17 protein-coding genes and 7 pseudogenes are annotated in these 22,882 nt (G+C 51.8%); 11 read left to right on the forward strand and 13 right to left on the reverse strand.

Annotation, left to right across the window (positions count from 1 at the left end; all coding sequences use genetic code 11):
- Nucleotides 1-183: 183 nt before the first annotated feature.
- Nucleotides 184-354: pseudogene (locus ACQG22_RS24075) on the forward strand (TnsA endonuclease N-terminal domain-containing protein); the annotation flags it as partial.
- A gap of 36 nt (nt 355-390) precedes the next feature.
- On the opposite strand, the pseudogene ACQG22_RS24080 reads toward ACQG22_RS24075, so the two are convergent.
- The 3 genes and pseudogenes from ACQG22_RS24080 to intI1 all read right to left on the reverse strand — a co-directional run.
- Nucleotides 391-1,472, reverse strand: a pseudogene (locus tag ACQG22_RS24080) (Tn3 family transposase); the annotation flags it as partial.
- A gap of 39 nt (nt 1,473-1,511) precedes the next feature.
- A complete protein-coding gene (locus tag ACQG22_RS24085; protein WP_001067855.1) occupies nt 1,512-2,216 on the reverse strand; it encodes an IS6-like element IS26 family transposase in 705 nt (234 codons plus the stop codon).
- A gap of 545 nt (nt 2,217-2,761) precedes the next feature.
- Nucleotides 2,762-3,775: a class 1 integron integrase IntI1 gene (intI1, locus tag ACQG22_RS24090; RefSeq protein WP_000845048.1), complete on the reverse strand. Its 1,014-nt coding sequence runs from the start codon at nt 3,773-3,775 to the stop codon at nt 2,762-2,764.
- Between the two features lie 155 nt (nt 3,776-3,930).
- Here intI1 and dfrA14 point away from each other — a divergent pair, with 155 nt between their 5' ends.
- The 4 genes from dfrA14 (at nt 3,931) to ACQG22_RS24110 (ending at nt 7,273) form a co-directional block, all read left to right on the forward strand.
- Nucleotides 3,931-4,404, forward strand: a complete 474-nt coding sequence (gene dfrA14, locus ACQG22_RS24095; RefSeq protein WP_004201280.1) for a trimethoprim-resistant dihydrofolate reductase DfrA14 — start codon at nt 3,931-3,933, stop codon at nt 4,402-4,404.
- Between the two features lie 220 nt (nt 4,405-4,624).
- Complete coding sequence (mobC, locus tag ACQG22_RS24100) at nt 4,625-4,891, forward strand: plasmid mobilization relaxosome protein MobC (protein ID WP_001144737.1); 267 nt, start codon at nt 4,625-4,627, stop codon at nt 4,889-4,891.
- Between the two features lie 142 nt (nt 4,892-5,033).
- Nucleotides 5,034-5,798, forward strand: a complete 765-nt coding sequence (locus tag ACQG22_RS24105) for an IS6-like element IS6100 family transposase (RefSeq protein WP_001389365.1) — start codon at nt 5,034-5,036, stop codon at nt 5,796-5,798.
- Between the two features lie 266 nt (nt 5,799-6,064).
- On the forward strand, nt 6,065-7,273 hold the full coding sequence (locus ACQG22_RS24110) for a type II site-specific deoxyribonuclease (RefSeq protein WP_001749969.1): 1,209 nt from the start codon (nt 6,065-6,067) through the stop codon (nt 7,271-7,273).
- Nucleotides 7,274-7,306: 33 nt separating this feature from the next.
- Here the strand turns inward: ACQG22_RS24110 and ACQG22_RS24115 are convergent, their stop codons facing one another.
- On the reverse strand, nt 7,307-8,740 hold the full coding sequence (locus ACQG22_RS24115; RefSeq protein ID WP_001288432.1) for a DNA cytosine methyltransferase: 1,434 nt from the start codon (nt 8,738-8,740) through the stop codon (nt 7,307-7,309).
- Between the two features lie 98 nt (nt 8,741-8,838).
- Here ACQG22_RS24115 and ACQG22_RS24120 point away from each other — a divergent pair.
- Nucleotides 8,839-9,111, forward strand: a pseudogene (locus tag ACQG22_RS24120) (IS1 family transposase); the annotation flags it as partial.
- 10 nt (nt 9,112-9,121) lie between these two features.
- Here the strand turns inward: ACQG22_RS24120 and ACQG22_RS24125 are convergent.
- The 5 genes from ACQG22_RS24125 to tet(A) all read right to left on the reverse strand — a co-directional run bounded on the left by ACQG22_RS24125 (nt 9,122) and on the right by tet(A) (nt 12,817).
- Nucleotides 9,122-9,328: a hypothetical protein gene (locus ACQG22_RS24125; RefSeq protein ID WP_001749967.1), complete on the reverse strand. Its 207-nt coding sequence runs from the start codon at nt 9,326-9,328 to the stop codon at nt 9,122-9,124.
- Between the two features lie 4 nt (nt 9,329-9,332).
- Nucleotides 9,333-9,770 carry a restriction endonuclease gene (locus ACQG22_RS24130; protein WP_020325134.1) on the reverse strand — a complete coding sequence of 146 codons (438 nt, stop codon included), beginning with the start codon at nt 9,768-9,770 and terminating at the stop codon, nt 9,333-9,335.
- Between the two features lie 88 nt (nt 9,771-9,858).
- The gene (locus tag ACQG22_RS24135) at nt 9,859-10,563 is read right to left on the reverse strand and encodes an IS6-like element IS26 family transposase (RefSeq protein ID WP_001067855.1); all 705 of its coding nucleotides are present in this window, start codon (nt 10,561-10,563) and stop codon (nt 9,859-9,861) included.
- Nucleotides 10,564-10,599: 36 nt separating this feature from the next.
- Nucleotides 10,600-11,103, reverse strand: a complete 504-nt coding sequence (locus tag ACQG22_RS24140; RefSeq protein ID WP_013851371.1) for a shikimate dehydrogenase family protein — start codon at nt 11,101-11,103, stop codon at nt 10,600-10,602.
- Between the two features lie 514 nt (nt 11,104-11,617).
- Complete coding sequence (gene tet(A) / locus ACQG22_RS24145) at nt 11,618-12,817, reverse strand: tetracycline efflux MFS transporter Tet(A) (protein ID WP_031942321.1); 1,200 nt, start codon at nt 12,815-12,817, stop codon at nt 11,618-11,620.
- A 127-nt stretch (nt 12,818-12,944) separates the two neighbouring features.
- Here tet(A) and tetR point away from each other — a divergent pair, with 127 nt between their 5' ends.
- Nucleotides 12,945-13,586, forward strand: a complete 642-nt coding sequence (gene tetR, locus ACQG22_RS24150) for a tetracycline resistance transcriptional repressor TetR (protein ID WP_013851373.1) — start codon at nt 12,945-12,947, stop codon at nt 13,584-13,586.
- A gap of 390 nt (nt 13,587-13,976) precedes the next feature.
- Here tetR and ACQG22_RS24155 read toward each other — a convergent pair.
- Nucleotides 13,977-14,153, reverse strand: a pseudogene (locus ACQG22_RS24155) (DDE-type integrase/transposase/recombinase); the annotation flags it as partial.
- A 254-nt stretch (nt 14,154-14,407) separates the two neighbouring features.
- On the opposite strand from ACQG22_RS24155, the gene ACQG22_RS24160 reads away from it, so the two are divergent.
- From ACQG22_RS24160 to ACQG22_RS24175, 4 genes and pseudogenes are all read left to right on the forward strand, one after another.
- Complete coding sequence (locus tag ACQG22_RS24160; RefSeq protein ID WP_001067855.1) at nt 14,408-15,112, forward strand: IS6-like element IS26 family transposase; 705 nt, start codon at nt 14,408-14,410, stop codon at nt 15,110-15,112.
- Nucleotides 15,113-15,166: 54 nt separating this feature from the next.
- Nucleotides 15,167-17,014: pseudogene (locus ACQG22_RS24165) on the forward strand (Tn3 family transposase); the annotation flags it as partial.
- 48 nt (nt 17,015-17,062) lie between these two features.
- Nucleotides 17,063-17,767: an IS6-like element IS26 family transposase gene (locus ACQG22_RS24170; protein ID WP_001067855.1), complete on the forward strand. Its 705-nt coding sequence runs from the start codon at nt 17,063-17,065 to the stop codon at nt 17,765-17,767.
- A 49-nt stretch (nt 17,768-17,816) separates the two neighbouring features.
- Nucleotides 17,817-18,548: pseudogene (locus ACQG22_RS24175) on the forward strand (SDR family oxidoreductase); the annotation flags it as partial.
- Between the two features lie 91 nt (nt 18,549-18,639).
- Here ACQG22_RS24175 and ACQG22_RS24180 read toward each other — a convergent pair.
- From ACQG22_RS24180 to ACQG22_RS24190, 3 genes and pseudogenes are all read right to left on the reverse strand, one after another.
- A complete protein-coding gene (locus ACQG22_RS24180; RefSeq protein WP_014386481.1) occupies nt 18,640-19,284 on the reverse strand; it encodes a quinolone resistance pentapeptide repeat protein QnrB1 in 645 nt (214 codons plus the stop codon).
- 95 nt (nt 19,285-19,379) lie between these two features.
- A pseudogene (locus tag ACQG22_RS24185) lies at nt 19,380-19,781 on the reverse strand (helix-turn-helix domain-containing protein); the annotation flags it as partial.
- Between the two features lie 75 nt (nt 19,782-19,856).
- Nucleotides 19,857-22,874 (reverse strand): Tn3-like element IS3000 family transposase, encoded by a 3,018-nt coding sequence (locus tag ACQG22_RS24190; protein ID WP_004199413.1) that lies wholly within the window; start codon nt 22,872-22,874, stop codon nt 19,857-19,859.
- Nucleotides 22,875-22,882 lie beyond the last annotated feature (8 nt).

The following is a 22,882-nucleotide window of genomic DNA, read 5'->3' on the forward strand; positions in this document are numbered from 1 at the left end:
TTCTATTGGTTTTAGAGGGTCCTACTGTCCGAAGACAATAAAGTTGTACACAAAGCACTAAAGTTGTAACCATTCTCAAAAAACGACGCTAATGTTGTATGCTTACTGAATGTGTGGTTATAGGGTTGGAGACTATAAAATGCACATATAGGTACGTATCAATGTCGTTTTTTGGGTACGATCATGGGTAGGGGTAGGCGTCTCAAATCCTATTTGGATTATGAAAATGCGCTAGGTGACGGCATAGGAGTGGGCTATGGCCAAAGTTATCAGCCCTGGCTTAGAGCTCAGGACGTTAAATCCCGTGGAAACCGTTCGATAGTCTTTGGCCTTAAGACGTTTCGAAACCATCATCATGGGGTTTGAGGGCCAATGATGTAAAAAACCACGCTAAGGAGATAATTCATTGTTTAAATTGAGATTTAACGGCCTCAATTCCCCCTTCATAATATCCTCCGGTAGTGTGAACGTATAATGTCCCAGCATGTTGATATGACCGTGCATCAGAGGCGAAAGCCGCGCGATATGTTCATCCTCTGGCCCTTCCCCGATGCTGCGCAGGTGCGACAAGGCTTCCTGCATATAAAGCGTATTCCACAGCACCACTGCGTTTGTCACCAGACCCAGCGCACCCAACTGATCTTCCTGCCCCTCGCGGTAACGTTTTCTGATCTCGCCACGCTGACCGTAGCAGATGGCTCTTGCAACGGCATGGCGGCCTTCACCCCGGTTCAACTGTGTTAGGATCCGGCGACGATAGTCCTCATCATCAATATAGTTGAGAAGATACAGTGTCTTGTTAACTCTTCCGACCTCCATTATTGCCTGAGCAAGCCCTGACGGTCGGGTACTTCTCAATAGCGATCGAATGAGTTCTGACGCATGAATAGTGCCCAGCTTCAGCGAACCGGCAACCCGCATCATCTCATCCCAGTGGCTTTCGATTTTAGAAAGGTCAACACAACCCCGCGCCAGTTTGTCCAACGCCCCGTAATTCGCTGCTTTGTCGGCCCGCCAGAACACAGCCTCACCCGCATCCGCCAGACGAGGTGAAAATTGGTATCCCAGTAGCCAGAACAGGCCAAAGATAATGTCACTGGTACCTGCTGTGTCCGTCATGATTTCAACCGGGTTTAGTCCCGTTTGTTGCTCAAGTAGCCCTTCCAGCACAAAGATGGAATCCCGCAGTGTTCCAGGAATCACTATGCCATGAAAACCCGAATATTGGTCAGAGACAAAGTTGTACCAGGTGATGCCGCGCCCTGAACCAAAGTATTTTCTGTTGGGGCCAGAATTCACCGTTTTCACTGGCGTGACAAAACGCATACCATCAGCGGAGGCTACCTCCCCGCCCCCCAGTATCCTGCCAACGCTAACGAGGACTGAAAATCAACCAGCCGCGCATTGGCGCTAACCAGCGTTTCTGCTCGGATGTAGTTCTGTTTCACCCAGCTCAGACGGCACTGTTGCAAAGTTAGCGATGAGGCAGCCTTTTGTCTTATTCAAAGGCCTTACATTTCAAAAACTCTGCTTACCAGGCGCATTTCGCCCAGGGGATCACCATAATAAAATGCTGAGGCCTGGCCTTTGCGTAGTGCACGCATCACCTCAATACCTTTGATGGTGGCGTAAGCCGTCTTCATGGATTTAAATCCCAGCGTGGCGCCGATTATCCGTTTCAGTTTGCCATGATCGCATTCAATCACGTTGTTCCGGTACTTAATCTGTCGGTGTTCAACGTCAGACGGGCACCGGCCTTCGCGTTTGAGCAGAGCAAGCGCGCGACCATAGGCGGGCGCTTTATCCGTGTTGATGAATCGCGGGATCTGCCACTTCTTCACGTTGTTGAGGATTTTACCCAGAAACCGGTATGCAGCTTTGCTGTTACGACGGGAGGAGAGATAAAAATCGACAGTGCGGCCCCGGCTGTCGACGGCCCGGTACAGATACGCCCAGCGGCCATTGACCTTCACGTAGGTTTCATCCATGTGCCACGGGCAAAGATCGGAAGGGTTACGCCAGTACCAGCGCAGCCGTTTTTCCATTTCAGGCGCATAACGCTGAACCCAGCGGTAAATCGTGGAGTGATCGACATTCACTCCGCGTTCAGCCAGCATCTCCTGCAGCTCACGGTAACTGATGCCGTATTTGCAGTACCAGCGTACGGCCCACAGAATGATGTCACGCTGAAAATGCCGGCCTTTGAATGGGTTCATGTGCAGCTCCATCAGCAAAAGGGGATGATAAGTTTATCACCACCGACTATTTGCAACAGTGCCGATTTGCTCACATCCAGCTTTTGTTAGTTCGTCAACCTGGTGCGCCACATCCTGAAGATGCGTAGATTTACGTGCATAGCCGATTTTCATTCTTTTCTCGCTAATTAGTTATGGGGTTATTGTTATGTTGATACAGTAACGAGTTTTGTTACATGAGGGGAGTCATTTTTCGGGAGAAGTCAGGACTTTTCAAGACTGTCACAAAAACCATCGTTTTTGATACATTAATTTAACCAATAGGTTGCAGATCAAATCGCCTGTAACAGCCTTTCTGGCTGTTTGTCGTTTTCAGAAGACGGCTGCACTGAACGTCAGAAGCCGACTGCACTATAGCAGCGGAGGGGTTGGATCCATCAGGCAACGACGGGCTGCTGCCGGCCATCAGCGGACGCAGGGAGGACTTTCCGCAACCGGCCGTTCGATGCGGCACCGATGGCCTTCGCGCAGGGGTAGTGAATCCGCCAGGATTGACTTGCGCTGCCCTACCTCTCACTAGTGAGGGGCGGCAGCGCATCAAGCGGTGAGCGCACTCCGGCACCGCCAACTTTCAGCACATGCGTGTAAATCATCGTCGTAGAGACGTCGGAATGGCCGAGCAGATCCTGCACGGTTCGAATGTCGTAACCGCTGCGGAGCAAGGCCGTCGCGAACGAGTGGCGGAGGGTGTGCGGTGTGGCGGGCTTCGTGATGCCTGCTTGTTCTACGGCACGTTTGAAGGCGCGCTGAAAGGTCTGGTCATACATGTGATGGCGACGCACGACACCGCTCCGTGGATCGGTCGAATGCGTGTGCTGCGCAAAAACCCAGAACCACGGCCAGGAATGCCCGGCGCGCGGATACTTCCGCTCAAGGGCGTCGGGAAGCGCAACGCCGCTGCGGCCCTCGGCCTGGTCCTTCAGCCACCATGCCCGTGCACGCGACAGCTGCTCGCGCAGGCTGGGTGCCAAGCTCTCGGGTAACATCAAGGCCCGATCCTTGGAGCCCTTGCCCTCCCGCACGATGATCGTGCCGTGATCGAAATCCAGATCCTTGACCCGCAGTTGCAAACCCTCACTGATCCGCATGCCCGTTCCATACAGAAGCTGGGCGAACAAACGATGCTCGCCTTCCAGAAAACCGAGGATGCGAACCACTTCATCCGGGGTCAGCACCACCGGCAAGCGCCGCGACGGCCGAGGTCTTCCGATCTCCTGAAGCCAGGGCAGATCCGTGCACAGCACCTTGCCGTAGAAGAACAGCAAGGCCGCCAATGCCTGACGATGCGTGGAGACCGAAACCTTGCGCTCGTTCGCCAGCCAGGACAGAAATGCCTCGACTTCGCTGCTGCCCAAGGTTGCCGGGTGACGCACACCGTGGAAACGGATGAAGGCACGAACCCAGTGGACATAAGCCTGTTCGGTTCGTAAACTGTAATGCAAGTAGCGTATGCGCTCACGCAACTGGTCCAGAACCTTGACCGAACGCAGCGGTGGTAACGGCGCAGTGGCGGTTTTCATGGCTTGTTATGACTGTTTTTTTGTACAGTCTATGCCTCGGGCATCCAAGCAGCAAGCGCGTTACGCCGTGGGTCGATGTTTGATGTTATGGAGCAGCAACGATGTTACGCAGCAGGGCAGTCGCCCTAAAACAAAGTTAACCCAGGATGAGAACCTTGAAAGTATCATTGATGGCTGCGAAAGCGAAAAACGGCGTGATTGGTTGCGGTCCAGACATACCCTGGTCCGCGAAAGGGGAGCAGCTACTTTTTAAAGCATTGACCTACAATCAGTGGCTTCTGGTGGGTCGCAAGACGTTTGAATCTATGGGCGCACTCCCCAATAGGAAATACGCGGTCGTTACCCGCTCAGGTTGGACATCAAATGATGACAATGTAGTTGTATTTCAGTCAATCGAAGAGGCCATGGACAGGCTAGCTGAATTCACCGGTCACGTTATAGTGTCTGGTGGCGGAGAAATTTACCGAGAAACATTACCCATGGCCTCTACGCTCCACTTATCGACGATCGACATCGAGCCAGAGGGGGATGTTTTCTTCCCGAGTATTCCAAATACCTTCGAAGTTGTTTTTGAGCAACACTTTACTTCAAACATTAACTATTGCTATCAAATTTGGAAAAAGGGTTAACAAAGCTATGCAATCGACGGCAAAAAGCTTCGTTCGCTTCGCGCACTACGCCTTTTCCGCGATTGATAGCGACGTTATGTGAATATTGAAATGAGCATTCCAAAGAAAGGAAGTAGAAAAATTATCGTGGGCGAAAATGAGTTTTTGTGGCTCATTAGGTCAAAACTCACATATTCGCAGGACTGTTTAGGTACAGAAATGACTGCGGTCGTTGAACCGGATGCCGGTCCTCACTGATGAAGAAGTGAACACCGTACGGGAATCGTGCCGGCAGCTTGGAGCTATCGGCCGGAACCTCAACCAGGTGGCCAGGGCCTTGAACATCGAGTTCAGGGAAAGTGACAAGCTCAAGCAAGAGGCCATCGAAAAACTGGCCGAACGGATCGACCAGCATTTGGACCATGTGTCTGAGCTGTTCGATAAGACCTGGAGCCGGTGGCACGATTGTCATTTTCAGAAGACGACTGCACCAGTTGATTGGGCGTAATGGCTGTTGTGCAGCCAGCTCCTGACAGTTCAATATCAGAAGTGATCTGCACCAATCTCGACTATGCTCAATACTCGTGTGGGCTCTGTTGCAAAAATCGTGAAGCTTGAGCATGCTTGGCGGAGATTGGACGGACGGAACGATGACGGATTTCAAGTGGCGCCATTTCCAGGGTGATGTGATCCTGTGGGCGGTGCGCTGGTATTGTCGCTATCCGATCAGCTATCGCGACCTTGAGGAAATGCTGGCGGAACGCGGCATTTCGGTCGACCATACGACGATCTATCGCTGGGTCCAGTGCTACGCCCCGGAGATGGAGAAGCGGCTGCGCTGGTTCTGGCGGCGTGGCTTTGATCCGAGCTGGCGCCTGGATGAAACCTACGTCAAGGTGCGGGGCAAGTGGACCTACCTGTACCGGGCAGTCGACAAGCGGGGCGACACGATCGATTTCTACCTGTCGCCGACCCGCAGCGCCAAGGCAGCGAAGCGGTTCCTGGGCAAGGCCCTGCGAGGCCTGAAGCACTGGGAAAAGCCTGCCACGCTCAATACCGACAAAGCGCCGAGCTATGGTGCAGCGATCACCGAATTGAAGCGCGAAGGAAAGCTGGACCGGGAGACGGCCCACCGGCAGGTGAAGTATCTCAATAACGTGATCGAGGCCGATCACGGAAAGCTCAAGATACTGATCAAGCCGGTGCGCGGTTTCAAATCGATCCCCACGGCCTATGCCACGATCAAGGGATTCGAAGTCATGCGAGCCCTGCGCAAAGGACAGGCTCGCCCCTGGTGCCTGCAGCCCGGCATCAGGGGCGAGGTGCGCCTTGTGGAGAGAGCTTTTGGCATTGGGCCCTCGGCGCTGACGGAGGCCATGGGCATGCTCAACCACCATTTCGCAGCAGCCGCCTGATCGGCGCAGAGCGACAGCCTACCTCTGACTGCCGCCAATCTTTGCAACAGAGCCTCCGTCGCCATGCTCACCTCGCTTTGGTGCACACGAGTATTGAGCATAGTCGAGATTGGTGCAGATCACTTCTGATATTGAACTGTCAGGAGCTGGCTGCACAACAGCCATTACGCCCAATCAACTGGTGCAGTCGTCTTCTGAAAATGACACTGTTTGTATATAATCATGAAAAAATGGTGAGTAGAGTTTCAGGGTAACAGGGGATGCTTATGTCGGTTTTCCACAACTGGCTACTTGAGATCGCATGTGAGAATTACTTCGTCTACATCAAACGCCTTTCCGCCAACGATACCGGCGCAACAGGTGGTCACCAGGTAGGGCTTTATATCCCTTCAGGTATCGTTGAAAAACTCTTTCCGTCTATCAACCATACCCGTGAACTGAACCCTTCGGTTTTTCTCACCGCACATGTGTCATCGCATGATTGCCCTGACAGCGAAGCCAGGGCAATTTATTATAACAGCCGTCATTTTGGTAAAACCCGGAATGAAAAAAGGATTACCCGCTGGGGTAGAGGCAGCCCACTTCAGGATCCTGAAAATACAGGGGCTCTGACGCTCCTGGCTTTCAAGCTTGATGAGCAAGGGGGGGACTGTAAGGAAGTAAATATTTGGGTATGCGCCAGCACTGATGAAGAGGACGTCATTGAGACCGCTATTGGTGAAGTTATACCCGGAGCGCTTATATCCGGCCCCGCAGGACAGATTCTAGGCGGACTATCTCTACAGCAAGCGCCAGTAAATCATAAATATATTCTACCTGAAGACTGGCACCTGCGCTTTCCGTCGGGAAGTGAAATTATTCAGTATGCAGCCAGCCATTATGTGAAAAATTCCCTTGATCCGGATGAGCAACTTCTTGACCGCCGGCGCGTGGAGTACGACATATTTCTATTGGTTGAGGAACTGCATGTTCTGGATATCATCCGGAAAGGATTTGGCTCTGTGGATGAATTTATTGCGCTGGCCAATTCTGTCAGCAATCGCCGTAAATCCAGAGCCGGGAAGTCGCTGGAACTGCACCTGGAGCATCTATTCATTGAGCACGGCCTGCGACACTTTGCGACGCAGGCCATCACAGAAGGTAATAAAAAACCCGATTTCCTTTTCCCTTCCGCAGGGGCTTACCACGATACTGAGTTTCCCGTAGAAAATCTGCGCATGCTGGCAGTCAAGACTACCTGTAAGGATCGCTGGCGTCAGATACTGAATGAGGCCGATAAAATTCATCAGGTGCATCTGTTTACACTCCAGGAGGGAGTTTCTCTGGCTCAATATCGGGAGATGCGGGAGTCGGGTGTCAGATTGGTCGTGCCATCATCTCTGCACAAAAAATACCCGGAGGCGGTGAGAGCTGAGCTAATGACGCTAGGTGCGTTTATTGCTGAGCTGACAGGGCTTTACGCAGATATTCCATAGATTATCTCCCGGCATAAATACCGGGAGGAGCGATCAGATTCGTTCAACCTTGCACGAATCGGCATTAACCGCTTTCAGGATATAAGGTTCAAGCAGTTTGGCTACGGCTTCAAACACGGGCACCACTACGGAGTTACCGAACTGCCTGTACGACTGAGTGTCTGACACAGGAATGCGAAAAGGCCTGCCATCTACTTTTTCAAAACCCATAAGGCGCGCGCACTCTCGCGGAGTCAGCCTGCGGGGCCGATGCGCCTGATTTTCTTCGTTCGCGAAGTCTGTTTCACCTGTGGCCATATCCCAGCCACGGTCTATCAGAATTTCAGACCCGTCTTTGTGATAGCGAGCAGAAAGCGTACGGGCAATGCTTTCTTTATTTTCAGGATTAACGAGGCCAAAACCGAATCCGTTACCCTTAGCTGCGTGCTTTTTGGCGTAGTTATAGAGATACTCCCAGAGTTTCGGCGTCAGTATATATTTGCTGTCAACCACGGGTTCCAGCAGTTCGCCAAATGACGGACGCTGTTCCGGATAAAAACGACTAATATCGCGCAGGGTAAAGCCCTGGTGAATGTTCAGATCACGGCGGAAACCGACCAAAACGATACGTTCTCGGTGCTGAGGTAAAAAGTGCTTTCCGTCGATAACTTTAGGATCGTTTTTGCCCATCTCAGCTGCATCCGCAACTTCATAGCCCAGTTCGTCGAGGGTATCCATGATGACTTTAAAGGTTTTACCCTTGTCATGGCTCTTCAGGTTTTTAACGTTTTCAAGAACAAAGATGGCAGGTTTTTTTGCGCGGATAATACGCGCCACATCGAAGAAAAGCGTTCCCTGAGCCTCACATTCGAAACCATGCGCGCGCCCGAGCGAGTTTTTCTTGCTTACGCCCGCAAGGCTAAACGGTTGACAGGGGAAACCTGCTAGAAGTACATCATGATCCGGCACATGCTCATTAATGTAAGCATAGGCATCGTTTTCAGGTACTTCAGGTTTATCACTGAGCGTGACTTCACGAATATCGAGATTGAAAGTGTGTTCCTGAGCATCGTTAAACCAGTTAGCTTTATATGTGCGCACAGCCTCTTTATTCCATTCACTGGTAAAAACGCACTGGCCACCGATGGTTTCGAAGCCCTTCCGTATACCTCCAATCCCAGCAAACAGGTCAATAAACCGGAAGGCATAGTCAGGGTGATGTGCAGGCGCTTCCGGAAGCATTTTTCGTAGAAGTTCCTCTTCGGCTAACGTCAGCGTCTTAGGTGAGCACTTACCATTAATCCAGCGATTAAGAGTCTCGCGACTCCACTCATTTTTACCAACTTTTCTAAGCAGTTCAGCCACGTACTTCTGGTCATAGATTTCCAGCACCTGCCCGAGCAGCTTTTTATCATTTTCCTGTCGCAGTTGTTCTTCCGCTTCTGCTTTCTCAAGCAGATCCTGCGCCAGTAATTCAAATTCAGACATATTGCCTCCATTGGGTCTTATGGGTGAAACTGTATCACTCATTTGACCCAGATTGAATGTTTTTATCTGGATATTTAAACAGGTTTATTGTTAGGTAACGCACGTTGGCCACGCTGGAGCGTCTTCTGGGCCTGCTGTCGGCCTTTGAGGTCGTGGTATGGATGACGGATGGCTGGCCGCTGTATGAACCCCGCCTGAAGGGAAAGCTGCACGTTATCAGCAAGCGTTACACTCAGCGCATTGAGCGACATAACCTGAATCTGAGACAACATCTGGCAAGGCTGGGACGGAAGTCACTGTCGTTCTCAAAATCGGTGGAGCTGCATGACAAGGTCATCGGGCATTATCTGAACATAAAACACTATCAGTAAGTTGGAGTCATTACCGGTTCTCTTTGTCTTTTAGTGATTCTATAAACCTCATTACGTCTGAATATAAAAATCTATTATTTGATTTATGTGGCTCATGAGGTTGTGGGATGGTCTTGTTTTTGAATGTGCCAGTTTTCTTAATGGCAAAGATTAACTCACCTTCTGTTATTCCTAACATTTCAGCAAATGTTTTTGCTTCTATAGTTACTGACTTCATTTAATTAACTCTCATGGTATCGATTTTCTTTACCGGCATCTTTAACAATGGTGCTCGTTTCTAGTGTTGCTGCGGTACGCTTCATCATCGTCTGCGGGGCGGTTGCGATAGTGAAGGAGCTGCCGGGCGTGAGCAAATCTATCAGGCGCTGGCCGCTGATAATCTCCATCCGTTCACTGGCAATACTGACAGATTTTGAACCTGCGCCGGTTTTCCCGGTATGGCAAAACAGACCGCGACAGTTATGACGTTTAAGCAACTTCTCGAACTCCTGTACGTGCTGTAAAGCAATATGGCCGCGATAGCGTTTAGCCTGAATAAGATAGCGATATTTTCCTATTATTACCTGGCCGTCAATGCCTCCATCGCCGGTATAGCGTTTGTTTCTGATGGTTCTGAAGCCATGCGCTTCAAATCCTTCCAGCAACAGTTCTTCAAACACAAAAGGATCAATTTTCCTCAGGTAGTTAATTTTTTGGGCACTGTTGCAAAGTTAGCGATGAGGCAGCCTTTTGTCTTATTCAAAGGCCTTACATTTCAAAAACTCTGCTTACCAGGCGCATTTCGCCCAGGGGATCACCATAATAAAATGCTGAGGCCTGGCCTTTGCGTAGTGCACGCATCACCTCAATACCTTTGATGGTGGCGTAAGCCGTCTTCATGGATTTAAATCCCAGCGTGGCGCCGATTATCCGTTTCAGTTTGCCATGATCGCATTCAATCACGTTGTTCCGGTACTTAATCTGTCGGTGTTCAACGTCAGACGGGCACCGGCCTTCGCGTTTGAGCAGAGCAAGCGCGCGACCATAGGCGGGCGCTTTATCCGTGTTGATGAATCGCGGGATCTGCCACTTCTTCACGTTGTTGAGGATTTTACCCAGAAACCGGTATGCAGCTTTGCTGTTACGACGGGAGGAGAGATAAAAATCGACAGTGCGGCCCCGGCTGTCGACGGCCCGGTACAGATACGCCCAGCGGCCATTGACCTTCACGTAGGTTTCATCCATGTGCCACGGGCAAAGATCGGAAGGGTTACGCCAGTACCAGCGCAGCCGTTTTTCCATTTCAGGCGCATAACGCTGAACCCAGCGGTAAATCGTGGAGTGATCGACATTCACTCCGCGTTCAGCCAGCATCTCCTGCAGCTCACGGTAACTGATGCCGTATTTGCAGTACCAGCGTACGGCCCACAGAATGATGTCACGCTGAAAATGCCGGCCTTTGAATGGGTTCATGTACAGCTCCATCAGCAAAAGGGGATGATAAGTTTATCACCACCGACTATTTGCAACAGTGCCAATTAATTCTCCAACCTGTTTGGCGGCCATAGCATAAGCAATAGCTGAGCCAGCACCGCCTGTTCCAGCTAGATAGACTCTTTTACCTGTCACATCGAAGCCTCTTTTCAAAAGGCTCGATACGAAACCTTCACCATCGAGCATATCCCCATGTAGTTGGCCCTGAGCATTCCTCCTGATGACGTTGCATCCTCCGATTGCCATAGCAGATTCACTGGCTGAATCAATTAATGAAAGCGCATGTTGTTTGTGAGGCATCGTTATAATGGCACCACGAAAATTCTGAATACATTTCAGACCATTGACAGCGGTTTGCAGACCTACAGAGTTTATATGGAGAGGGACCATCAAAGTGTCGGGGATTTGTTTTTCAAGGATGGCGGCATTTATCATGAGTGGAGCGCTGACCTGAGCGATCGGGTCACCTATGATCGACAACAGTTGCAATTTACCACTAACAATACTGAGTTCATTCATCACTGATACCCGTATGTAAAATAAATTAACCAGACTATTTTACATAGGATTACATGAAAGACTGGTTTAATGGCAAGTAGAAATGCTGTATCAGCCACCTCAACAGGGGAAGACACATCTACATACAGTGATTGAAGGTTACGCCTTCAAATGCTCATATGTCAATAACGTAATTAGAGAATTTGTAGAAACCTACATGTCAGGCTTATTGCGAGATATAATAGATTTAAATTGTACTTTTAATACCTGATACAACGATAAATCTCCAAAATTTGGTGTAAATAATTATCTCATCTGTATTTTTTAGTGGAACATTCGTATTGTCCTGTCCCCCGTTGACTACACATTCTGAAGTGAGGGATGTCTGTTCTTAGAACGAAGCGGACAAGATGGCTGGGTTAGAGGTCCGCTGTGAGCGAAAAGCAGTCCTAATATTGCTGTACTTGTTGTGATTGAAAGACGGGTAGCCGGAAGTCGCCTTGACCCGCATGGCATAGGCCTATCGTTCCCACGATCAGCGATCGGCTCGTTGCCCTACGCCGCTCCAAAACCCGCGACGCAGCGCCGGCAGGCAGAGCAAGTAGAGGGCGGCACCTGCAATCCATGCCCACCCGTTCCACGTTGTTATAGAGGCCGCATAGATCGCCGTGAAGAGGAGGGGCCCGACGATCGAGGTCAGGCTGGTGAGCGCCGCAAGAGATCCTTGAAGCTGCCCCTGACGTTCCTCATCTACCTGCCTGGACAACACTGCTTGCAGCGCCGGCATTCCGATGCCACCCGAAGCAAGCAGGACCATAATCGGGAACGCCATCCATCCCCTTGTCGCCAAGGCAAGCAGGATGTAGCCTGCGCCGTCGGCAATCATTCCGAGCATGAGTGCCCGCCTTTCGCCGAGCCTGGTGGTTACAGGGCCGGTGATCATTGCCTGGGCGAGTGAATGTAGAATACCAAATGCGGCAAGCGAAATGCCGATCAAGCTCGTGTCCCAATGAAAGCGATCCTCGCCGAAGATGACCCAAAGCGTGGCCGGCGCCTGTCCGACGAGTTGCATGATGAAGAAGACAGCCATCAGGGCGGCGATGACGGTCATGCCCCGGACCCACCGGAACGAAGCGAGCGGGTTGAGAGCCTCCCGGCGTAATGGTCGACGTTCGCCTTTGTGCGACTCCGGCAAAAGGAAAATGCCCATCAGGAAATTGAGGCCATTCAAGGCTGCTGCGGCGAAGAACGGAGCATGGGGGGAGAAACTGCTCATCAGCCCACCGAGCACAGGTCCCGCGACCATCCCGAACCCGAAACAGGCGCTCATGAAGCCGAAGTACCGCGCGCGCTCATCCCCATCTGTGATATCGGCAATATAGGCGCCGGCTACCGCACCAGTCGCCCCGGTGATGCCGGCCACGATGCGCCCGATATAGAGAACCCAAAGGAAAGGCGCCGTCGCCATGATGGCGTAGTCGATAGCGGCGCCGGACAGCGAGACGAGCAAGACCGGCCGCCGGCCGAAACGATCCGATAGCGCACCCAGCACAGGCGCGCAGGCAAATTGCATCAACGCATACAGCGCCAGCAAAATGCCATAGTGGGCGGTGACGTCGTTCGAGTGAACCAGATCTCGCAGGAGGCCCGGCAGCACCGGCATAATCAGGCCGATGCCGACAGCGTCGAGCGCGACAGTGCACAGTATTACGATCAGGGGTCTGTTGGGTTTCACGTCTGGCCTCCGGACCAGCCTCCGCTGGCCTCCGGACCAGCCTCCGCTGGTCCGATAGAACTCACGGATCCTTTATCACTGATAAGTTGGTGGACATATTATGTTTATCAGTGATAAAGTGTCAAGCATGATAAAGTTGCAGCCTAATACAGTTATCCGTGTCGCCCTGGACCTGTTGAATGAGGTCGGCGTAGAGGCTCTGACGACACGCAAACTGGCTAAACGGTTGGGGGTTCAGCAGCCGGCGTTATACTGGCACTTCAGGAACAAACGGGCGCTGCTCGACGCACTGGCCGAAGCCATGCTGGCGGAGAATCATACGCATTCGGTGCCGAGAGTCGACGACGACTGGCGCTCATTTCTGATCGGGAATGCCCGCAGCTTCAGGCAGGCGCTGCTCGCTTATCGCGATGGCGCGCGTATCCATGCTGGCACGAGACCGGGCGCACCGCAGATGGAAGTGGTCGACGCGCAGCTTCGCTTCCTCTGCGAGGCGGGTTTTTCGGCTTGGGACGCCGTCAATGCGCTGATGACAATCAGCTACTTCACTGTTGGGGCCGTGCTTGAGGAGCAGGCCGGCGACAGCGATGCCGGTGAGCGCGGCGGCACCATTGAACAGGCTCCGTTGTTGCGGGCCGTGATAGACACCTTCGACGAAGCCGGTCCGGACGCAGTGTTCGAGCTGGGGCTCGCGGTGATTGTCGATGGATTGGCGAAAAGGAGGCTCGTTGCGAGGAACATTCAAGGGCCGAGAAAGGGTGACGATTGATCAGGACCGCTGTCGGAGCGCAACCCGCTCACTACAGCAGAGCCATATAGACAACATCCCCTCCCCCTTTCCACCGCCTCGTGCGCCTGGCGGGCAAGAGCCAGGGCGGCCGTCTTCACATTCTGCCCTGCGCAGATAAGATAGATTTAGCGTGGACTCAAGGCTCTCGCGAATGGCTCGCGTTGGAGGCTTTCATTGATACTTGTGGGGCACCGCAGGGAAATACCGGCTATGTCGTGCTGCGCATCGCAGCCTGCGCCCTTGACTTGTCTCGCCTCTCGGGACTCACCCCTTGATACTGAACAATATCGCCAGCAGCTTCAGTCCTGTCCCGATAACCACCCCGTGGTATCCACTCCGATTTCAGACTGCGGAACAGTCATTCTGCAAAGCATTATCCCAGCAGTTCCCGCTGCGGCTCATGCTGAGCATCATTCCATATTGAGCGGCCAGAATCCGGTACGGCAGGCTGCAATATTGGGTTCCCTGGTCCGAATGGAAAATTATACCTCCCGGGCAACCTCGGCCCTGCCAAGCCATTGCCAGCGCTTGTTTTTGCAAGCAGGCTGTTTGCTTCTGACGAGAACGCCCAGACCACTAATTTATCTGTATATATTCAAGTTTCATCTTGTTTCCCCATGTAAGTATCCCTGCAAAACGAACCATTCACTTTTAGAGATCCTCCGACATACTAATTATGTCCTCTGAGGAGATCTCCATGCGTAAAGTCCGATTCACCGAGCTGCAGACATTCGGCCGGCACTGTTGCAAATAGTCGGTGGTGATAAACTTATCATCCCCTTTTGCTGATGGAGCTGCACATGAACCCATTCAAAGGCCGGCATTTTCAGCGTGACATCATTCTGTGGGCCGTACGCTGGTACTGCAAATACGGCATCAGTTACCGTGAGCTGCAGGAGATGCTGGCTGAACGCGGAGTGAATGTCGATCACTCCACGATTTACCGCTGGGTTCAGCGTTATGCGCCTGAAATGGAAAAACGGCTGCGCTGGTACTGGCGTAACCCTTCCGATCTTTGCCCGTGGCACATGGATGAAACCTACGTGAAGGTCAATGGCCGCTGGGCGTATCTGTACCGGGCCGTCGACAGCCGGGGCCGCACTGTCGATTTTTATCTCTCCTCCCGTCGTAACAGCAAAGCTGCATACCGGTTTCTGGGTAAAATCCTCAACAACGTGAAGAAGTGGCAGATCCCGCGATTCATCAACACGGATAAAGCGCCCGCCTATGGTCGCGCGCTTGCTCTGCTCAAACGCGAAGGCCGGTGCCCGTCTGACGTTGAACACCGACAGATTAAGTACCGGAACAACGTGATTGAATGCGATCATGGCAAACTGAAACGGATAATCGGCGCCACGCTGGGATTTAAATCCATGAAGACGGCTTACGCCACCATCAAAGGTATTGAGGTGATGCGTGCACTACGCAAAGGCCAGGCCTCAGCATTTTATTATGGTGATCCCCTGGGCGAAATGCGCCTGGTAAGCAGAGTTTTTGAAATGTAAGGCCTTTGAATAAGACAAAAGGCTGCCTCATCGCTAACTTTGCAACAGTGCCCTTTCATCAACCTGCGTAGGGGCAGGCATAACCGGTTGGGAATTGCCCTTCAACTCACAACTGCCCGCTTTCTGGGAACCTTCTTGTCCGATCTCATGCAAATACCGCCCGGTGTCCAGTTTTATGTCGCAAGGCAACTTAACATCCGCTATCCAGAGATCATTTCCCGCTATGCTCAAAGGGAAAACACACGTTGGGAGCACCACGGGCTTATCAGGCAGCACTATAGCTATCATGATTTCGGTGATTTCCCGTGGTCGTTCAGACTGAAGCGATTGCTGTATACCCGTGCATGGCTCAGTAATGAACGCCCCGGACTGATGTTCGATTTTGCCACCGCGTGGTTGCTTCAAAATAAAGTGTTGTTGCCAGCCGCATCCACCCTGACGAGAGTCATTGGTGAAATCCGTGAGCGTGCGACCCGCCGCTTGTGGCGAAAATTGGCCGCGCTGCCAAACCGTTGGCAGACCGCACAACTGGCTGGGTTACTTGAAATCCCCGAAGGACAGCGACTCTCAGTGATGGAGCACCTAAAAAGAGGCCCTGTCACTATCAGCGGCCCCGCGTTCACTGAAGCACTTGAACGTTACACTCGCCTGCGCAGCCTGGAGTTTTCCTGTCTGAATTTCACTGGGCTGCCCGCCATACAGCTCCGCAATCTGGCACGCTATGCCGGAATGGCATCGGTGAAATATATCAGCAGAATGCCAGAAGAACGGCGGCTGGCGATCCTTACCGCATTCGTGAAAGCGCAAGAAATCTCGGCGCTGGACGAGGCCGTTGACGTGCTGGATATGCTGATCCTCAATATTACCCGGGAGGCGAAGAAAACCGGGCAGAAAAAGCGACTTAGGACGCTCAAGGATCTTGACCGCGCGGCGTTGCTGCTGGCGCGGGCATGCGCACTTTTACTTGATGAAGATACCGCCGATGATTTGCTGCGAAAGACCATATTCAGCAGTGTGTCTGTCGCCAGACTGGCAGAGTCCGTGGAAAAAGTGAATGAACTGGCCCGCCCCCAGGATACAAACTTTCAGGATGAAATGGTGGAGCAATACGGACGGGTAAGGCGTTTTTTGCCCGCACTACTGCGCGATCTGCACTTCCGTGCGGCCCCAGACGGTGAACATACCTTGGCTGCCATCCATTACCTGGCAGAGCTAAACGGCTCGAAAAAACGGATCCTGGACGATGCACCTGAACATATCATTTCAGGCCCTTGGAAACGCCTGGTGTACGATGCTGACGGTCGGATACAGCGAGCAGGTTACTCGTTGTGTCTGCTGGAGCGACTTCAGGATGCGCTACGCCGTCGTGACATCTGGTTGGAAAACAGCGATCGTTGGGGTGATCCGCGCCAAAAACTTCTTCAGGGGGAGGAATGGCAGGCGCAGCGGGTTCCAGTCTGCCGGGCATTGGGTCACCCCACTAATGGCAGTAAAGCATCGGAGCAATTGGCCGCTCAGTTAGATGAAACCTGGAAAACGGTGGCATCACGTTTTGATCGCAATACCGCCGTGGACATCTGCAATGAAGGTAAACATCCTTCGCTGACCATCAGCAGCCTGGATAAATTGGATGAACCACCGGCGCTGATACAACTGAGCAGCCGAGTCAGACAATTGCTTCCACCCGTTGACCTGACAGAACTGTTGCTCGAGATTGACGCCAGAACTGGCTTCACCCGTGAATTCAGCCATGTCAGCGAGTCAGGTGCCCGTGCGCAGGATCTGCATATAAGCCTGTGTGCGGTGATGCTGGCTGAGGCCTGCAATATCGGACATGAGCCGCTGATCAAGCACAATATCCCTGCACTGACTCGCCATCGTCTGAGCGGCACTGTTGCAAATAGTCGGTGGTGATAAACTTATCATCCCCTTTTGCTGATGGAGCTGCACATGAACCCATTCAAAGGCCGGCATTTTCAGCGTGACATCATTCTGTGGGCCGTACGCTGGTACTGCAAATACGGCATCAGTTACCGTGAGCTGCAGGAGATGCTGGCTGAACGCGGAGTGAATGTCGATCACTCCACGATTTACCGCTGGGTTCAGCGTTATGCGCCTGAAATGGAAAAACGGCTGCGCTGGTACTGGCGTAACCCTTCCGATCTTTGCCCGTGGCACATGGATGAAACCTACGTGAAGGTCAATGGCCGCTGGGCGTATCTGTACCGGGCCGTCGACAGCCGGGGCCGCACTGTCGATTTTTATCTCTCCTCCCGTCGTAACAGCAAAGCTGCATACCGGTTTCTGGGTAAAATCCTCAACAACGTGAAGAAGTGGCAGATCCCGCGATTCATCAACACGGATAAAGCGCCCGCCTATGGTCGCGCGCTTGCTCTGCTCAAACGCGAAGGCCGGTGCCCGTCTGACGTTGAACACCGACAGATTAAGTACCGGAACAACGTGATTGAATGCGATCATGGCAAACTGAAACGGATAATCGGCGCCACGCTGGGATTTAAATCCATGAAGACGGCTTACGCCACCATCAAAGGTATTGAGGTGATGCGTGCACTACGCAAAGGCCAGGCCTCAGCATTTTATTATGGTGATCCCCTGGGCGAAATGCGCCTGGTAAGCAGAGTTTTTGAAATGTAAGGCCTTTGAATAAGACAAAAGGCTGCCTCATCGCTAACTTTGCAACAGTGCCTTAATTACCGGTGGGGATTCAGGGATTGGTCGTGCTGTTGCTATTGCCTATGCTCGTGAAGGCGCTGATGTTGCGATTAACTATTTACCTGAAGAAGAAGACGATGCGCGTGAAGTGGTCGATCTGATAAAAAAAGCAGGCAGAAATGTTTTGGCCATCCCCGGAGATATCCGTGATGAGGCTTTTTGCGGTCATCTGGTAACACAGGCGGTAAAAGGACTGGGAGGGTTGGATATCCTCGTCAATAATGCGGGTCGTCAGCAATTTTGTGAGTCAATTGAGGAACTCACCACAGAAGACTTCGACGCAACATTCAAAACCAATGTTTACGCTATGTTTTGGATCACCAAAGCGGCCATACCCCATCTTTCACCAGACAGCGTGATAATTAATACCTCCTCCGTACAGGCTTATGAGCCAAGTGAAATCTTGCTTGATTATGCTCAGACTAAAGCAGCTATCGTGGCATTTACTAAATCGCTGGCGAAACAGCTGGCCCCGAAAGGGATCCGTGTCAATGCCGTCGCGCCGGGTCCATACTGGACTGTACTGCAGTGCTGTGGTGGTCAACCGCAGGAAAAGGTGGAGAAATTTGGGGCAAATGCGCCGCTGGGACGCCCTGGTCAACCGGTGGAAATCGCGCCGCTTTATGTCACCCTGGCCGCTCGGGAGAACAGCTATACGTCTGGTCAGGTCTGGTGTTCTGATGGGGGGACCGGAACCCTCTAACGTTTACGATCTGTGCGTCGAAAGTGACTTTTAAGGCAAGGGCGGACACTATTGTATAAGGGCGGGAGCGGTACTTACCGCTCCGTGAATGCTAACCAATCACCGCGATGCCAAGTCGCTCCATGAGCAACGATGCCTGGTAGTTGTCCAACTTAACGCCTTGTAAATCAACGCCCCGAATATCTAAGTCACCCAACTCCGAATTGGTCAGATCGCAATGTGTGAAGTTTGCTGCTCGCCAGTCGAAAGTCGAAAACTCGCCGCCGGAGAGATCTGAACCACTGAACGTCGCGCCCAGTACCTGGGCACCTATCCAACGGTTTTCCCACAGCTCACACTTTTCCAACACGACTTTCGAAAAATTGGCGTAGCTTAGATTGGTATTCGTGATATATGCGCTACAAAACCAGGTGCGCGTGGTGATCATATTCATAAAGCTTGCGCCGCGGAAATCTGCGCCTTGTGCGCGGCAGTGGCGAATTTCAATGCCCAGCGCACTGGAATTGCGAAAATCCGCCATGGATAAATCACAGCTTTTAAAAATGGCATCTTTCAGCATCGCACGACTAAAATTGCACCCTTTCTGGCTTTCACGATCATAGAACTGACAGCCGATAAATTCAGTGCCGCTCAGGTCGGCACCTGAAAAATCACAGTTAAAAAATGTACTATTTTCAATTTTCTCACCGGTGAAACGGTTTCTGTCAATTTTTTCGCCAACGAGTGCCAGAGCCATATTTGTACCTGTTTTTTTTATACAGTAATGGCGTCATGGTAAACCCTGATGAGGTTATGCGTCAAATCCGCCAATATGACATCTGCAAATGTGCGTTAAATCTGGTGTTTTTTCAGCAAAGCGCGAAGCTGATGGTAAGTCAGACCCAGTAATTCAGCGGCTTTTTTCTGGTTAAATTTTGCCTGCTGTAAGCTGGTTTGTAGAAAGTCTTTCTCTTGCTGCTGCTGGAATTCACGCAGATCCAGCGGTAACCCTACAGACATCGGTTTAGTTTCCGGCGCCTGCGGCTGAGTAGTGTGGCGGCGGAAGGGGTCAATGATTATCTCATCCAGCGGGTAATCACTGGTTCCATGCCGGTAAACGGATCGCTCCACGACGTTTTTCAGTTCACGAATATTGCCCGGCCAACGGTAGTGGAGGAGAGTTTCTCTGGCCTCGGCACTAAAACCCGGAAACAGAGGTAATCCGATCTCGCGGCACATCTGAATGGCAAAATGGGGTTCTAGGGATTTTCCGTCCAAAAACGACAAAGTGCTCTGGAGGCCGCGCCGTCCGTGGCCTCCAGAGGGGTATTACTTTTCGCTGACGGGTAAATATCCCTCGATTGAGCGCATAAGCTCCTCCAGATCTGGCAATTTTTCGCTCAATTCGAAGTGGTAAGTCCCCTTGAGGTTAATGTTGTGCCAGGCCACAGGGGATGCCTGTTTGACGATATCTATTCTCTTGGTATCTCCTTGGTATTCGAAGCTGGTCAACAGCTGGCTGAGTATCCTGGAGTTGAAGTAAACGATGGCATTGGTGACCAGGCGAGCGCACTCATTCCATAGCTGGATTTCTTCGTCTGAACTGCCCCGGAACTGATCCCCATTGACGCTGCTCACGGCCCGACGCAGTTGGTGATAGGCCTCTCCCCGGTTCAGCGCGCGCTGAACATAGTTTCTTAAACTGGCATCATCGATGTAGCACAGTAGATAATTCGCTTTCACCAGGCGATTGTATTCCGTCAGGGCTTCCAGCAGCGGGTGATTGCGCTTGTACTCCGAGAGCTTTCTCACCAAGGTGGCTTGCGTTGTTTTCCGCTGCTTAAGTGATACTGCAATCCGTTGGATGGTATCCCAGTGCTGCGCAATACGATGGGTATTGATTGGCTTTTTTAAGCACAGCTGAATTCGGTGTTCTTTGTCTTCCTTGACATCAAACATGTCATTGATCACTTTGCCAACCTGGGCATAGCGTGGGGCAAACTGGTATCCGAACAGATCCAGTAACGCGAAGTTCACATGGTTCACCCCATGGGTATCGGTTGAGAGCACATCCGGAATGATGTCTGACGTATTGCTCATCAACAAATCAAAGATGTAGTGCGATTCATGTTCGTTGGCGCCGATCACTCTGGCGTTGATCGCAGCGTGATTGGCGATCAAGGTCATGGCAGAAACACCTTTTTGAGTGCCAAAGTACTTCGACGAATAACGGGTTTTGAAGGTCTCGCGCCGGGCTTCGAACTTTTGACCATCGGCACTGGCGTGGATCACATCTTCCTGGATGTTGTAGTACCGGAAGATGGGTAGCTTGGCTGTCGCGTTATTGATGTTGTCGTTAGCAGCATTCAATGTTTCCAGGCGAAGATAGTTCGCCTGGATAGTGCTGAGCTGATCATAGGTACGATCAGAGATCTGTGCCATGCCGTAAATGCCTTGATTGGTTGCATTGCCGACCAGAATTGCCAACAGGTCATATTCATGGGAACGGCTTCTGGATTGGGAACCCAGCACATGAGCGAAGCAGTCAATGAAACCGGTGTCACGATCAACCATGCGCAGTACATCCGCAATCCCCGTTGTGGGAATTTGCTGGAAGAAGGGATTGTTGACCAGATGATGTTTGCTGGCCGAAGGCAGGCGCCAGAAGCGTTTACCCTGCGGATTACGCAAGATGATATTCCGGTTGTCTTCCTGTTCAAGATATTCGCCGACTTCGTACAAACGGGTATCCAATTCCATGGCCATCTGTTTGATCAGCTTTTCAGGCTCCTCCGCTAATTTTGTAAAATGGCTCTGTTGAAGCAGCGTATATTTGTTTTTTCGCCAATGTTCCCCGTCGATCAGGTCGGCGTCGAGTGCCCGGTATTTAGTGATATCAGGCAGCGTCAGCTGGCCATTCAGGCGATCAGGAATCTGTTGATAGAGGAACCACTCATAACGATCGATCAGGATATTCCCTTCACCATCCAGCAGGAATTCACGTGATTTTTTGGAAAGGAGTCTGGTGTCGGCAGTTTGCAACTGAGCGTCCTGGCCGTTGAGTTCGTTTTGTGTTTTCGCCAAGGCGGCCGCTAAGTGCTGGGTGCCGTCGCAGCCTTCGAAGCGCAGACATAGGAACAACTCTCGCAGCAAACCTTTCCGCAGACTTTCTTTCTCGTCGCAGTACTGCCACATGGCTTCATCGACCGATCGTCGCTGCTCGTTCAGGAAGAGACATACAGATTCCAGATCCCTTTTGGTCAGCAGGCTCAGTGCTTGCTGTCTTACTGTTGCAAACGGTAGTTGCAGATCAATGCTGTCATCAATGAACAGGTGCAGTACTTCAGCTGCCTTGCTGACATTTTTAGCTGCTTTTTGCCAATCCTTAAACACCGCTTCCTGCGCATAATCCTTTGCCTTCTGTTTGGTCTGTCTGACATGATGCACAAAGCCATCGGCAATACGTTCCAGCGCTTGCTGCCATCGCGTTTGAAGATAGCACAATAAATACAGCCATTGGCTGCCTACGGTTTGACGTTTCAGTTTGGCACCGTAGTAGTCGACTTTCTCTGCCAGGTGTTGCAGATTTTTCTGCGACAGTGATAGCGTGCTCAACAGCAGATCCACTTCCGGCATCCAATGCTGGATATGGCGATAGACAATCAGTTCTTTCTCCAACTCGGTTCCGGTGAAGTTACGAGCCGATTGTCGCAACTGTCGGAACGGCAGTGGACCTGTGCCGTTCACGAGCTCCGCCAGTGCTTGCTTAAGACCGCGTGACATTGCACGCTCAAGGTGCGCGGCCATGTGTTCCTGTTCGTCTCCCACCACCTGACTGATGATCTTTTGCAGCGTGCTGTAGGCAGGGATTGCGATCTTCTGCCCCGAACAATATTCATTGGCCGCATCGAAGAGGTGCCTAGGCGCTGTCCAGGCTCTGGCTTGCTGGGATAAGTAATCTCTCAACGCCGCTCCATGGTCTTTGACATTCCAGCGCTGGTAGTTGCAGAGCTGGAAAACACGTTGGTAAATCCGTTCGTTCTCTTTTGGCGTGAGATTAAAGGGTCTACAGCCTGGGCCTGGTAGAACGGTTTGATAAACGTATTTGAGGTCCTGCTTGATCTGATGAAAGCCGGGATTCAGCACCACCGGCTTGGCTTTGAAATAGCCCAGCAGTACCACCAGCATGTAACGCTGGCCCCGATGACGGAGGCTTTTAGCGATCGCCAGTTCCTTATCGTTCAGCGAGAAAAAGAAGCGTTGGTCGGCGGAGGTGAAAGCGGGGGGTCCATATAACTCATCTTGTTCTGCCTCGGACAAGATTTGGACACGTTCTTCGAATGCCATGGATTTAG

This window comes from Enterobacter cloacae complex sp. 309I3, from assembly GCF_050031595.1.
GTDB lineage: Bacteria > Pseudomonadota > Gammaproteobacteria > Enterobacterales > Enterobacteriaceae > Enterobacter > Enterobacter cloacae.